This window comes from Psychrosphaera aestuarii, assembly GCF_017948405.1.
GTDB lineage: Bacteria > Pseudomonadota > Gammaproteobacteria > Enterobacterales > Alteromonadaceae > Psychrosphaera > Psychrosphaera aestuarii.
In genome coordinates this window covers 1,478,038-1,492,416 of the sequence record NZ_CP072844.1, presented here as the reverse complement: position 1 = coordinate 1,492,416, position 14,379 = coordinate 1,478,038, and the positions used below count along the sequence as shown (strand labels likewise).

Annotated in this window: 12 protein-coding genes; 10 read left to right on the top strand and 2 right to left on the bottom strand. The window is 41.5% G+C overall.

The window, feature by feature from the left end; genetic code table 11:
* The first annotated feature begins 184 nt into the window (after positions 1 to 184).
* Both J9318_RS06815 and J9318_RS06810 read left to right on the top strand, forming a co-directional pair.
* A complete protein-coding gene (locus J9318_RS06815) occupies positions 185 to 1,996 on the top strand; it encodes a M1 family metallopeptidase (RefSeq protein ID WP_210562284.1) in 1,812 nt (603 codons plus the stop codon).
* Positions 1,996 to 2,421, top strand: coding sequence for an MAPEG family protein (locus tag J9318_RS06810; RefSeq protein ID WP_210562283.1), 426 nt, complete (start codon positions 1,996 to 1,998; stop codon positions 2,419 to 2,421). The genes J9318_RS06815 and J9318_RS06810 overlap by 1 nt, the downstream gene beginning before the upstream one ends.
* Here J9318_RS06810 and J9318_RS06805 read toward each other — a convergent pair.
* Together J9318_RS06805 and J9318_RS06800 are read right to left on the bottom strand one after the other, a co-directional pair.
* On the bottom strand, positions 2,380 to 3,528 hold the full coding sequence (locus tag J9318_RS06805; protein WP_244731965.1) for a CNNM domain-containing protein: 1,149 nt from the start codon (positions 3,526 to 3,528) through the stop codon (positions 2,380 to 2,382). The two genes, J9318_RS06810 and J9318_RS06805, sit on opposite strands and share 42 nt — an antisense overlap.
* 105 nt (positions 3,529 to 3,633) lie before the next feature.
* Positions 3,634 to 4,818, bottom strand: a complete 1,185-nt coding sequence (locus tag J9318_RS06800) for an acetyl-CoA C-acyltransferase (protein WP_210562282.1) — start codon at positions 4,816 to 4,818, stop codon at positions 3,634 to 3,636.
* Between the two features lie 216 nt (positions 4,819 to 5,034).
* Here J9318_RS06800 and J9318_RS06795 point away from each other — a divergent pair, with 216 nt between their 5' ends.
* The 8 genes from J9318_RS06795 (at position 5,035) to J9318_RS06760 (ending at position 14,312) form a co-directional block, all read left to right on the top strand.
* Positions 5,035 to 5,445, top strand: a complete 411-nt coding sequence (locus J9318_RS06795; protein ID WP_210562281.1) for a MerR family transcriptional regulator — start codon at positions 5,035 to 5,037, stop codon at positions 5,443 to 5,445.
* Positions 5,446 to 5,610: 165 nt separating this feature from the next.
* On the top strand, positions 5,611 to 6,780 hold the full coding sequence (locus J9318_RS06790) for an isovaleryl-CoA dehydrogenase (RefSeq protein ID WP_210562280.1): 1,170 nt from the start codon (positions 5,611 to 5,613) through the stop codon (positions 6,778 to 6,780).
* Between the two features lie 121 nt (positions 6,781 to 6,901).
* Positions 6,902 to 8,512, top strand: a complete 1,611-nt coding sequence (locus tag J9318_RS06785) for a carboxyl transferase domain-containing protein (protein WP_210562279.1) — start codon at positions 6,902 to 6,904, stop codon at positions 8,510 to 8,512.
* Positions 8,513 to 8,525: 13 nt separating this feature from the next.
* Complete coding sequence (locus J9318_RS06780) at positions 8,526 to 9,407, top strand: enoyl-CoA hydratase/isomerase family protein (protein ID WP_210562278.1); 882 nt, start codon at positions 8,526 to 8,528, stop codon at positions 9,405 to 9,407.
* Between the two features lie 11 nt (positions 9,408 to 9,418).
* Positions 9,419 to 11,434 carry an acetyl/propionyl/methylcrotonyl-CoA carboxylase subunit alpha gene (locus J9318_RS06775; protein ID WP_210562277.1) on the top strand — a complete coding sequence of 672 codons (2,016 nt, stop codon included), beginning with the start codon at positions 9,419 to 9,421 and terminating at the stop codon, positions 11,432 to 11,434.
* 2 nt (positions 11,435 to 11,436) lie between these two features.
* Positions 11,437 to 12,348, top strand: coding sequence for a hydroxymethylglutaryl-CoA lyase (locus J9318_RS06770; protein WP_244731962.1), 912 nt, complete (start codon positions 11,437 to 11,439; stop codon positions 12,346 to 12,348).
* 167 nt (positions 12,349 to 12,515) lie between these two features.
* Positions 12,516 to 13,031, top strand: coding sequence for a GNAT family N-acetyltransferase (locus J9318_RS06765; protein ID WP_210562276.1), 516 nt, complete (start codon positions 12,516 to 12,518; stop codon positions 13,029 to 13,031).
* Positions 13,032 to 13,034: 3 nt separating this feature from the next.
* Complete coding sequence (locus J9318_RS06760; RefSeq protein WP_210562275.1) at positions 13,035 to 14,312, top strand: MFS transporter; 1,278 nt, start codon at positions 13,035 to 13,037, stop codon at positions 14,310 to 14,312.
* Positions 14,313 to 14,379 lie beyond the last annotated feature (67 nt).

Below are 14,379 nucleotides of genomic sequence, written 5' to 3'. Positions count from 1 at the left end.
TAAAGCATGGGGATGATTCACAAAATTTCAAATTTCTGATGTTAATCTTAAGAAAAATAGAACATCATCATTTAGGCTTAACATTCTTAAATGGTATTTCATCGCAAATTGAATAACTTATATCGATTTATTCAGTTTGTTTTGTTAAAAATATAATTACTAATTTAATGTAAAAGGAATGACAATGCGCTTATCTTCGCTAAACAACAAACTAATTTCGCGTAAAACGTTGGTTAGTCTAGCTCTTGGTTCTCTTATAGCAGCTTGTTCCTCCACTGAACAAAAAATCAATTCATCAGACGGCGCGTCACGGCTAAAAAATTCTGTTGAGGCCACAAGTGACTACTCAAAAAAAAGCGGTGGTATAGCACCAGAGCGACAACAAGGTTTATCGATGTCATATGCTGAATTGCGCTTTACTCTTTTTCCAGACCAAAAGTCGATTTCAGTGGCAACAAAATTAACCTTAAATACCGCAAAACAAACCTCAAAAATCTCAGTCGATTTAGACCGAGTTTTTAACATAAATCAAATTAGCGTTAACGGCCAATTATTAGACTCAAAACAATATTCCAATACAATGGGTGAACTACAGATTGACCTACCTACTCCTGTAAGTGGCGACTTTGAACTAGCTATTAATTACAACGGAAAACCAAGAGAAGCTATTAGGGCGCCATGGGATGGCGGTTTTGATTGGAAAAAAACGCCAACAGGTGAACATTGGATTGCAACCGCCGTTCAAGGTGAAGGCTGTGATCTTTTTTGGCCATGCATTGACCAACCTTATGGCGAGGTGGAAAAAATGGATATCCACATTACAGTGCCAAAGGACTTAGTCGCAGCCTCAAATGGCGTATTACAAAGCGTAACAGAACAAGATGGCCTAAAAACCTTTCACTGGCAGACTTCTTCATTACACAATACGTATGCCATTGCGCTGAATATTGGGCCATATGGCTTATTAGAAGATAGCTATGAGAGTGTTTTTGGAAATACGATTCCTGTTGCTTTTTACCACTTAAAAGAAAACGAACCTAAATCAAAAGTCTTGTTTGAAGAAATCGCTCCTATGCTAGATTTTTTTGAAACCGTCATCGGCCCTTATCCATTTGGAAATGAAAAAATGGGCGTGGCCGAAACCCCTCATTTAGGGATGGAACATCAAACAATCAATGCCTACGGCAACAATTATCGTAAGGATGAATTTGGCTACGATTGGTTATTACATCATGAATTTGCTCACGAGTGGTTTGGTAATCAGTTAACAAACAACAACTGGGATCATATGTGGTTACACGAAGGGTTTGGCTCTTACATGCAGCCGCTGTATACGCAATATTTACATGGCGACATGGCCTATCAAGCACATCTTTTTAAACAACGTAAGAGTCTAATTAATAAATTTCCGATTGTATCGAATAAGCCTTTAGCCGTAGAAGAAGTCTATAACCGACAGATTGGTCCAGGCAATGATATTTATGCAAAAGGTTCGCTAGTCTTACATTCGCTACGTGAATTGATTGGTGATGAGGCATTTTTTGCAGCAACTCGCCAACTTGTTTATGGCACTCGTACTCCTGAGCCTGGCAATTTTGCCCCTCGTTTTTCAGATACAAATGAATTTATTAGTATTGTAAATGAAATAACAGGTGAAAATTTACAATGGTTTTTCGATGTTTATATCTATCAAGCTGCGCTTCCAAAGCTAAATATCGTTAGAAATGATAAAAAAATGACACTTAATTGGATTATTGAGAACAATCGTCCATTTCCTATACCGCTCGAACTCAGTATTAATGGTAAGCTACAAACGCTTATCTTAGATGAGCCTAAAACCATTGAGGTTCGCCGCAAGGATGTTGTTATTGTCGACCCAAATAGCAAAATATTACGTCATCTTGAAAATATTGAGCGCTACAAGTCATATCTTGAGGAGCAGCGTTTAATTAAAATGATGAAACAGAATAAAAAATTAGTAAAGGCGGAGAAGTAATGTTGTTTTATCCTATGTTTGCCATGTTTATGCTGATATTCGCGATTGGTATAGTGACGGCGCGAGCTCGATTTGGGCATGTTAAAAGTAAAGAAGTTAGTCCTAAGTATTTTTTATTGATGCAGGGCGATAACATCCCGGAAGCTGTGCTTAAAACCGGTCGCTGCTTCAGTAACCAGTTTGAGTTTCCATTATTGTTTTTTGTTGTGTGCCTAGCTTACATGGTGCTTGGCTTAGACACATTAACAGGATGTATTGCAGCATGGACGTTTGTAGCATTTAGAGCCATCCATGCTTTTGTCTTTCTGACGAGCAACAACCTTATAAAACGAATGCTTAGCTTTTGGGCTGGCGTATTTGCAGTCGTTGTTATGTGGATTGACCTATTTATTCTTGTCAGTGCTGGCAGTGGGCTCAATCACTAAGGTTTGATTATTATCACCCGTATCGAGCGTAGTCTGTTCACCTAGACTCATATCAACGGGTGGAATATCAAGGAGGTCTGGATCGCTATTAAGTTCAGACCACCTTTTTAAATGTTCAGTCTCTTCGTCACTGCTACTGTCTTTTTCATCAAAAATATGTACCTGCAATAAAGACTCAAGTAAATCCTCTAGCGTAACGATACCTTTGACTTCGCCATACTCATCAATGATCAAGCTCATGTGGGTACGTTTAGTTAACATATTAGTAAACAAGCTTGGCAAGCTCATACTTTCCGAAACAACATATAACGGTTTAGTTAATTTACCAATTCTATAATTTGGTTTTACCCGGACGTTCGCTAGTATAGCGTCACTTTTAAATACATAACCAATGATGTCATCTGGGTCTTTGTCAAAAACTAACACTCTAGAGAACGGGCTTGAACCGTGTTGTTTACAAAATTCTTCTACAGACAACTCTTTTGATACGCGAAATAACTTATTGCGTGGCGTAATGATGTTACGAATTGGCGTGTGCCTAAACTTCATTAATCCTTTAATAATTTCAGATTCTTGCTGATGTAAAGCGCCCACTTGCGAGCCAAACATCGCCATTGCTTCGATTTCAGCACGAACATGTTTGTTGTCATCTTCTTGTTTGCTAAATAACGTTGTAATTTGGTCGGACAACCAAACGAACGGTTTTAACAAGCGCACCATTACGACAAGTACTAATGACACAACAGGCGCCAACGTACGCCAATGGTTTGCGCCTAGGGTTTTTGGAATAATTTCCGATAAAACTAATACCAGTAGAGTCATCACAGCGGATGCAATACCTATTGCGGCATCACCGTATATTGCAGCAGCTTGTGCACCTACTCCGGCCGCACCGGCCGTGTGAGCGACCGTATTTAACGTTAGAATTGCGGCTAACGGCTGATCAACCCTTGCCTTTAACTTTTCAATACGAGTGCCCACAACTGGATTTTTATCCATATACGCTCTGGTATAACTTGGTGTAATACTTAATAAAACAGCTTCTAGTACACTACACAAAAACGATATCCCTATCGCCACAACTCCATAAATTAGTAATAACGTCACGACGTCGCTTTTCCTTATTGATTTAAATGAGGCATTAAAAAAGGCTACTCATGCAGCCTTTTGCTTAAAAATGCTTGAACTCGTATATACGAGCATAGTCTAGCTTTAGAGCATTTCTACTGTAATTGCCGTTGCTTCACCACCACCAATACATAATGACGCTAAGCCTTTTTTCAAGCCTTTATTTTGTAAAGCATGCAATAAAGTAACAATAATTCGCGCACCCGACGCACCTAAAGGATGACCAAGCGCACATGCACCACCATGTACATTCACTTTTTCAGCTGGCAAAGACATCTCTTTCATCGCGGCCATTGTAACCATTGCAAAGGCTTCATTAATTTCAAATAAGTCAACGTCAGATGTGCTCCAACCGGCCTTCTCTAATGCACCTTGCATGGCACCTATTGGCGCTGTTGTGAACTTTTCAGGCTCAATAGAATTTGTTGCATGACTCACTACTTTTGCCAAAGGCGTTAATCCACGTTTTTGCGCTTCTGACATTTTCATCATTACTAATGCTGCAGCACCGTCACTGATGGACGATGAATTAGCAGCCGTAATAGTGCCATCTTTTGCAAACGCAGGCCGAAGTGTTGGGATTTTATCAATTCGAGCAGCGCCTGGCTGTTCGTCAACAGAAACAGTAACATCACCTTTGCGAGTTGAGTAAGTCACCGGGGCAATTTCATTATCAAAACGACCTGACGCAATCGCTTCTTGAGCGCGAGTTAGGGAACGAATTGCGTACTCGTCTAAAGACTCACGAGTAAATTTAAATTCGTCGGCAGTATCTTGAGCAAAACAACCCATGGCTTTACCTTGGTATGCATCTTCAAGACCATCTAAAAACATGTGGTCCATCGCTTTACCATGCCCCATACGCATGCCACCACGCGCATTTGGTAACATATACGGTGCATTTGTCATACTTTCAAATCCACCAACAACGGCAACATTAATTGAACCCGCTTGAATAAAATCATTGGCCATCATTGCGGCTTTCATACCAGAGCCACATACTTTGTTGATCGTAGTTGCACCTGCCGACAGTTGTACACCGGCTTTAATGGCTGCTTGACGTGCTGGTGCTTGACCTAAGCCAGCAGGTAAAACACAACCCATAATAACTTCATCAATATCAGTTCCTGTTATGCCTGCACTTTCAATGGCTGATTTTATGGCGACCGCGCCTAATTCAGGTGCCGAAACTGAAGACAAAGAACCTTGAAAACCACCTAGTGGCGTACGTTTCGCTGAAACTATTACTACTGGATCATTATTTGACATTAGATAACCTCTTTATATTTTTATGGCCGCATATTACGCCTGATTAAATTTATTGCCAAATATCATCGCTCTGAACTAAACATAAACAATGGCACAAAAAATTTACATTTTTAAATAATCACGGTTAATTTGAACAAAATGTTACCCAACGCCAAGGTTTACGTTAACGTAAACTTACCCTACACTAAGACGCTAAATTAACGATTAGGACCAATAATGGCGGCGACACAATCTGAAACATCGCATACTCAAGACACCATCACCTACACTATTGGTGAGCTGGCCAAAGAGTTTGATATTACCACTCGTAGTATTCGGTTTTATGAAGATGCGGAATTATTGTCACCTGCTAGAAATGGCCAGACTCGAGTATACAGCGCCAAAGATCGCACCCGCTTAAAGTTAGTTTTGCGCGGTAAACGCCTTGGATTTTCATTGCAGGAAACCAAAACTATTTTTGAGTTGTACGACAACGAAGATACCGAAGAAAAGCAATTGCACATAATGTTGGAGTTAATCGAAGAAAAGAAGCAACGATTAATTCAGCAACAAAAAGATATTGCTGACGTACTGGCGGATTTATCAGAATTAGAAAGCGGCTGTAAAGATTCATTAGCTAAACTGTAAGCATCCACGTAGCTAACTAATTTGGTTAATCACGCTAGCTAAAAACGTTAACAACAAGCTGAACTATAGAAAAACCAAGCCTGTAACGATATTGAAAGTTTCGTTATTCGCAAAATAATAAAAATTTAAATTAAATATCAAATTCAACAGAAAAAGAGACCTATTATGATCAGTTCATTTTCATCATTAAATTTTAACCTTGGCGAAACCGTTGACATGATTCGCGATACCGTAAATGCGTTTGCTCGCGACGAAATCGCGCCTCGTGCAGAGCAAATTGATATCGATAACGAATTCCCAAAAGATTTATGGCGTAAATTTGGTGAGCTAGGTTTATTAGGGATGACCGTCGAAGAGCAATACGGCGGCTCAAACTTAGGTTATTTAGAGCACGTTGTTGCTATGCAGGAGATCAGTCGTGCGTCTGCTGCTGTTGGCCTAAGTTATGGTGCAATGTCTAACTTATGTTTAAACCAGCTAAGCAAGAACGGATCACATGAACAAAAATTAAAATACCTTCCTAAACTTTGTTCTGGCGAACACGTAGGTGCATTGGCAATGTCTGAGCCTAATGCTGGCTCTGACGTTGTAAGTATGAAGTTACGCGCTGAGAAAAAAGGCGATAAATACATTCTTAACGGCAACAAAATGTGGATCACCAATGGTCCAGACGCTGATGTTTACGTTATCTATGCAAAAACAGATGTAACCGCGGGCTCAAAAGGCATTACCGCGTTTATTGTAGAGCGTGACTATCCTGGTTTCTCGCGTCACCAGAAGCTTGATAAGTTAGGTATGCGCGGTTCAAATACTTGTGAATTAGTATTTGAAGATTGTGAAGTACCTGCAGAAAACATTTTAGGCCACGAAAATAAAGGCGTTCGCGTACTTATGTCTGGCTTGGATTATGAGCGCGTGGTTTTATCTGGTGGTCCACTAGGTATCATGGATGCGTGTATGGATATTGTTGTTCCTTATGTTCATGACCGTAAACAGTTTGGCCAGTCGATTGGTGAATTCCAACTAGTACAAGGCAAAGTTGCAGACATGTATACCGGTATGCAAGCTGCTAAGTCTTATGTTTATGCAGTGGCACAAGCCTGTGACCGCGGTGAAACAACTCGTAAAGATGCCGCTGCCGTTATTTTATATTCTGCTGAGTTAGCAACAAAAATGGCGCTTGATGCGATTCAATTACTAGGTGGTAACGGTTACATCAACGAGTTCCCAACAGGACGTTTATTACGTGATGCTAAGTTGTATGAAATTGGTGCAGGCACATCAGAAATTCGTCGTATGCTTATTGGCCGAGAGTTGTTTAACGAATCAAAATAATCTGGTTATTTAAATAATAAGAATTATATAAATAACGAAATTTAATTATCGAGAAAGAGGAATCAGCGTTACCGCTCTCCTCTTTTGTTGTTCTGACTAACTCGAAGATGAAGATAAAATTATGGCTAAGATTACAAGTAAGGTAAATCCTCGCTCGCAAGAATTTTTGGATAAACAAAATGCCATGCAGGCTGTTGTGGATGATGTTCAGAAAAACGTAAATAAAATTAAATTAGGTGGTGGTGAGAAGTCCAAAGCTCGCCATGAGTCACGCGGAAAACTCTTTGTTCGTGACCGTATTGAAAAACTAATTGACCCAGGCTCAGCCTTTTTAGAAGTAGGTCAATTTGCTGGTTTTGACGTATACGATGATTACACACCTTGTGCGGGTGTTGTGGCCGGCATAGGCCGAGTGTCTGGCGTTGAATGCATGATCATTGGTAACGACGCTACTGTTAAAGGCGGTACTTATTATCCGCTGACCGTTAAAAAACATTTACGCGCTCAAGAAATAGCAGAGCGTTGTCACCTACCATGTATTTACTTAGTTGATTCAGGTGGCGCTAACCTGCCTCAGCAAGACGATGTATTCCCGGACAAAAATCACTTTGGTCGCATTTTCTTTAACCAAGCCAATATGTCAGCCAAAGGCATCCCACAAATAGCTGTAGTTATGGGCCTTTGCACAGCCGGTGGTGCGTATGTACCGGCTATGGCTGATGAAAGTATTATCGTAAAAGAACAAGGCACTATTTTCTTAGCTGGCCCTCCTTTGGTGAAAGCGGCTACTGGCGAAGAAGTGTCTGCAGAAGAGCTTGGCGGCGCAGACGTACATTGTAAAATTTCAGGTGTGGCGGATCATTACGCTCAAAATGACGAGCACGCGTTGCAAATTGCGCGCAGTTGTATTGCCAGAACCAACCGCAATAAAAACCTGCAAGTCCTTGATACAAAACCCTCAGAAGAGCCACTTTACGATGCCAAAGAACTTTATGGCATTGTGGGTACTGACTTGAAAAAACCTTTTGATGTTAAAGAAGTCATTGCGCGTATTGTCGATGGTTCTGACTTTGACGAATTTAAACAACATTACGGCTCGACATTAGTATGTGGCTTTGCTCGCATTTTTGGTAACCCTGTTGGTATTGTTGCGAACAACGGCATCCTGTTTTCTGAATCTGCTGAAAAAGGCGCTCACTTTATTGAATTGTGTTCACAGCGAAAAATACCTTTATTGTTCTTACAAAACATTACTGGCTTTATGGTTGGTAAAAAGTATGAACACCAAGGCATTGCTAAGCATGGCGCAAAAATGGTTATGGCGGTGTCTTGTGCCAAGGTGCCTAAATTTACTGTGTTAATTGGTGGTTCTTATGGTGCGGGTAACTATGGTATGTGTGGTCGCGCCTATGACCCAACAATGATGTGGATGTGGCCAAACTCTCGCATCTCGGTAATGGGTGGCGAACAAGCTGCAGGCGTAATGGCACAAGTGACCAAAGACGGCATGGCTCGTCGTGGAGAAACGTGGACTGAAGCGCAAGAAGCGGAATTTAAAAAGCCAATTGCCGATCAGTACGAAAAACAAGGTCACCCTTATTATGCCTCCGGCCGTTTATGGGACGATGGCATTATTGATCCTGCACAAACTCGTATGACGGTTGGTTTGGCCTTATCGGCGTCATTAAATGCACCAATTGAGGACACCAAGTTTGGTGTCTTTAGAATGTAATTGGAGCCTAATTATGAGTTCAAATAAAGTAGACAACGTACCTTTAAATACAGAACAGACTGAATCGCCAGTGCTTGTTGGTATTGATGAGCGCGGCGTAGCAACGGTTACCCTTAACCGTCCTGAAAAGCATAACGCCTTTGACGATGCAATTATCAGTGATTTAACCGCTGCCTTTCAAGCTATTGAGCAAAACGAAAAAGCAAGAGTCCTAGTGCTTGCGTCGAACGGCAAAAGCTTTAGTGCCGGCGCTGACCTAGCCTGGATGAAACGCATGGCCGGTTATTCATATGAAGAGAACCTGCAAGATGCCAAAGCCTTAGCTGAAATGTTGCGTGTACTTAACTTCATGTCTATTCCAACCATTGCAAAAGTGCAAGGTGCCGCCTTTGGTGGTGCAGTTGGTTTAGTGGCTTGTTGTGATATGGCAGTTGCGTCCGACCGAGCAAGCTTTTGTTTAAGTGAAGTTAAACTAGGATTAATTCCAGCAACGATTAGCCCTTATGTGGTTGATGCCATTGGCGCTCGCGCGTCACGTCGGTATTTTCAAACGGCGGAACGTTTTTCGGCAGAAGCAGCAAAACAACTTAGTTTGGTGAGCGAAGTTATCTCATTAGAGCAATTGGACGACCAAGTGGAAGCTTTGATTGGCGCGTTATTAGCCAATGGTCCCGTTGCGATGCAAGCCGCAAAACAGTTAGTTTTTGATGTGCAAAATTTTGATGCTAGTTCTAAAGGCTTAGATGTAGATTCAAAGCCTTGTGCTCTAATCAATGATACTAGCGAGCGTATTGCTGCTATAAGAGTATCGGAAGAGGGTCAAGAAGGCTTGTCGGCATTTTTTGAAAAACGCAGCGCAAACTGGTTAACGAATACTCTGTCAAATAAGGGTTAATGGAATTTCTTATGTTTAATAAAATTTTAATAGCAAACCGAGGCGAGATCGCCTGTCGCGTTATCGAAACGGCACATAAAATGGGTATTCGTTGTGTAGCTGTTTACTCTGAAGCTGATGCTAATTCGCGTCACGTCAAAATGGCGGACGAAGCGTTTTTAATTGGTCCAGCACCGAGTAAAGATTCTTATTTAAAATACGAAACCATCATTGATGTTGCCAAAAAATCTGGAGCGCAAGCTATTCATCCTGGCTACGGTTTTTTGTCTGAAAATGCCTTGTTTGCCCAAGCTTGTGCCGACAATGATATTGTCTTTATTGGACCACCAATTGGCGCCATCGAAGCCATGGGCTCAAAAAGTGCCGCTAAAATCATCATGGAAAAAGCCAATGTACCGTTAGTTCCTGGTTATCATGGCGACAATCAAGACCCAGAATTCCTAAAAGCTGAGTCTGCAAAAATTGGCTACCCTCAACTGTTAAAAGCAGCTTACGGTGGCGGTGGTAAAGGGATGCGCATTGTTGAAAATGAAAAAGAATTTGACGATGCCCTTGCCTCAGCTAAACGCGAAGCTATTAATGGTTTTGGCAACGACAAAATGCTTATTGAGCGTTACTTAACAAAACCTCGTCACGTTGAAATCCAAGTATTCTGCGACCAGCATGGTAACGGTGTTTATCTAGCCGAACGCGACTGCTCGGTGCAACGTCGTCATCAAAAGGTGATTGAAGAGGCGCCAGCACCGGGTTTACCAACAGAAATACGCATCGCCATGGGTGAAGCTGCTGTTAGAGCTGCGCAAGCGATTGACTATGAAGGTGCGGGTACCGTTGAGTTTCTATACGACGTTGACGGCTCATTCTATTTCATGGAAATGAATACTCGCTTGCAAGTTGAGCACCCTGTAACTGAAATGATCACAGGCCAAGATCTAGTTGAATGGCAATTACAAATTGCATCAGGTGAATCGCTACCAATAGCACAACAAGACGTAACGGTTAATGGTCACGCTTTTGAAGTGCGTATTTATGCTGAAGATCCAGACAATGACTTTTTACCGGCAACGGGTCATCTTCATTATTTACGTCAGCCTGAGCAAAATAGTCACGTTCGAGTTGATACGGGTGTTCGTGAAAATGACGAAGTATCGACCTTTTACGATCCAATGATTGCCAAGCTAATTGTTTGGGACGAAAACCGTGAACGCGCATTACAACGTATGTTGCGTGCTTTAGATGATTATCGAATCGCTGGGGTTACCACAAACTTAGCGTTTTTAGCTAGCTTACTTGAACATAAGTCATTCCAAGCGGCCGATTTAGATACCAACTTTATCACTAAGCACAATGACACCTTGTTTACACCTAATCACACAGATCAGAAACAATCGTTAGCGCTAGCAGCCTTGTATCAATTGCTAAAACAAGCCAATGACAACGCTATATTTGCCGAGTCATCAAGCGACCCTTACTCACCATGGCATGCGTTTACTGGCTGGAAAGTTAATGAAGCTCAACAGTTTACAGTAAAACTAACGGACAAGACGGGTGAAACCCATGTGGTTTCAGCTGAACGCGTTGAAAATGCAAACACCATGACCTTATTGATGACGTTGTCCGGTACTACATTTACGGTTTCTGGTGCACTTAATAATGATGAGCTTGTGGCTTCTATTGATGGTCATAAAATCACGGTTACCGTGGCTGATTTTGAGAATAAACTCACCGTATTTAACAATAAAGACGTTTCTACCTTTGCCAAAGATGTACCAGTTGATTATGCCAATGCTGAATTAGAGCAAGGCGGCGGGCTAACTGCTCCTATGAATGGCACATTAGTTGACGTTATGGTGAGTGCGGGTGACAAGGTTACTGCAGATCAAAATCTGATCATTATGGAAGCCATGAAAATGGAGTACACCATTAAAGCGCCAAAAGACGGCGTGGTGAAGGAAGTATTTTTTGCTCCGGGTGCTTTAGTTGCTGATGGCGCTGAGTTGCTTGCCATTGAATACGAGGAAGAGTAACCATGACTATTGTGATGAGTAATAGTTTTCCTGATAAAGTGAAAATTGTTGAAGTTGGCCCAAGAGACGGACTGCAAAATGAAGTGCCAGTGAGCATTGAAGATAAAGTCACATTAATTAATGAGTTATCTGAAACGGGTTTAAGCGTTATTGAAGCAGGTTCATTTGTGTCCCCAAAATGGGTGCCACAAATGGCGGGCTCTGCAGAAATATACAGCATGATCGATCAAGTTGACGGAATTAACTACCCTGCTCTCACGCCTAACATGAAAGGTTATGAAGCTGCGGTGGCTGCTGGCGTTAAAGAAGTGGCTATTTTTGGTGCGGCTAGCGAAGCCTTTAGTCAAAAAAATATCAACTGTTCCATTGAAGAGAGCTTAGCGCGTTTTCAACCGATAATGGAACGTGCACAGCAAGATGGTGTTCGCGTTCGTGGCTACGTTTCTTGTGTGCTTGGCTGCCCTTATGAAGGTGAAGTGGACGTCGAAAAAGTCGTAGAAGTTGCTCGTACACTTTATGAAATGGGTTGTTATGAAATTTCACTGGGCGATACTATTGGTGTAGGTACGCCAGAAAAAGCCAAGCTGATGTTAGCGTCGGTTGCTCAAGCAGTCCCAATGGAGTGTCTAGCTATTCACTTCCATGATACGTATGGTCAGGCGTTGGCAAACATATATGCTTGTTTAGAGTTAGGCGTTAGCGTCATAGACTCTGCCGTCGCCGGATTAGGCGGTTGTCCTTATGCTAAAGGCGCATCTGGTAACGTAGCGTCTGAAGATGTTGTCTATATGCTCAATGGCCTTGGTATTGAACACGGTGTTGATTTAACTAAATTAGCGAAAGCTGGAAAAACCATATGTACAGCACTTGGTAAATCTGGAAATTCAAAAGTCGCGGCAGCTATTTTGAGTTAATGGCTAGGTTAAATACCCGCTTTTGATATTCAGACATCTGCTTTTCTAAGCCCACCTTGTGTGGGCTTTACTTTATCTAATTGTACAGATTAGAAAAATACACTGTTATTTAATTACCTTTTCGCTATATTCTAAGCACCTCACTTAAACTTCAGAAAGAATGTTCTATGCAGCTTAATACCGAAAGGTTGATCATCCGTGAACTTACTATCGACGATGCGACTTTTATAAAAGCGCTGTTAAATACTGAAGGGTTTAAGCAAAATATTGCTGACCGAGGTGTCGATACTATTGAAAAAGCACAAAAGGAAATTATCGACCGTTACTCCACTGGTTATCCCCATTTTGGCTTTTTTGCTGTTTGTCTAAGAAGTACAAATCAACCTATTGGTGGGGTGACATTAATTAATCGTGATCAATTGGAGTTTCCCGACCTTGGTTACGCCTTCTTACCAGAATTCGAAGGACAAGGTTACGCACTTGAAGCAAGTATTGGACTTCGAAACTGGGCAATAAAAAATGGTTATTCAACGTTGTGCGCCATTGTGCAAGAGGAAAATACCCGATCAATTGCTTTACTACACCGTTTGGGCTTTCAAGCTAAAGGCACAAAAGACTTAACGGATCCGGATGAAACGTTGTTGTATTTTGAGTACATCCGTCCCCTAATAAAAAAGACGTAATTAATGCGAAGTGATATTTCTATTCAGCGTTTAAAACAATTTCCACCACTTATGTGGATTTTACTATTTGGCTCTTTTATTACCCGTGGCAGCTTTTATATGGTTTGGCCATTTCTCGCGGTAATTTTGTACGAAAAATTTGGCTTATCGGCAACTGAAGTGGGACTGATCTTATCTGGATCTGCTGTCGTTTCTGTTGTGACTACCTTTATTGGCAGTGTACTCTCAGATAAGTTTGGCCGTCATTTAATGATGTATGGCACGGGTATTCTTTATATTATTTCTTTTGCGTTGCTTGCTGAAGCCAACACTATTATGAGCTTTATCGTCGTTATTTCACTCTGCTCAATAGCGACTGCGTTGTGGCGCCCTTTAACCTCCGCGCTGATCGGCGATATTATTAAAGACAGCCAAACTCGAGAGTTGGCAATGCAAGCTATGTATTTTATCGTCAATGTTGGTTGTGCTATCGGCCCAATTGCTGGCGTGTTTTTGGGGTTAACCGGAGAGCAATCGAGTTTTTATATTACCACCTATGCCTTCGTGTTGTTGTTAGGTTTGCTATTTATTGGTTTTCGAGGCCAAAAACGTTTAGAGGTAGCAGACAGCATTCGTAACATAAATAATGCCAACGTTGAGTCGGCAGCCGGTCATGCCTCACCTGACACGAGTTTTAAAACAACCTTGTCCGTACTCAAACAAGACAAGATGTTTCAGTGTTTGATCTTAGCAAATGTACTTTGTATGTTTATTTATGCACAAATGGATAGTTCGCTCGTACAGTACTTAACTCGTGCCAAGGTTCCGAACTTACTCGAGTTGATCTCGTCAATTATATTTACCAACGCGATAGTGATTATTAGTTGCCAGTTTTTATTGCTTAAACTAATGGCCAAGCAAAGCCTAGTCACTCGCGTAAAGATTGGTTTGCTGTTATTGGCTGCATCTCAATTTTGGATAGCTTTTAATCCACTTACACTGTTCTGGGGCTTTATTGGCGCAACCGTGGTGATGAGTCTCGCTGAGGCGATATTATTCCCGACGATGAATGTGCATATTGATCGAATTGCGCCATCTCACTTGCGTGGGGCTTACTTTGGCGCAGCTTCCATTTATGATTTTGGCTATGCGCTTGCTCCCCTTGGTGGCGGTATTATTTTGGATTTATTTGGTGGCTTCTGGCTTTATATCTTCGTTGGGGTGCTCACGTTTGGTGTTATTTATTTATATCATATTTTGGAAACGTTACCTCGGCCACAGTTTATTGCCGTTAAAAACTGATCCGAGAGTCGCGCCAGCTCGTTGTGTTTTATGGTTTACAGACTATAAAAAATTTAGGAGGCGTTAT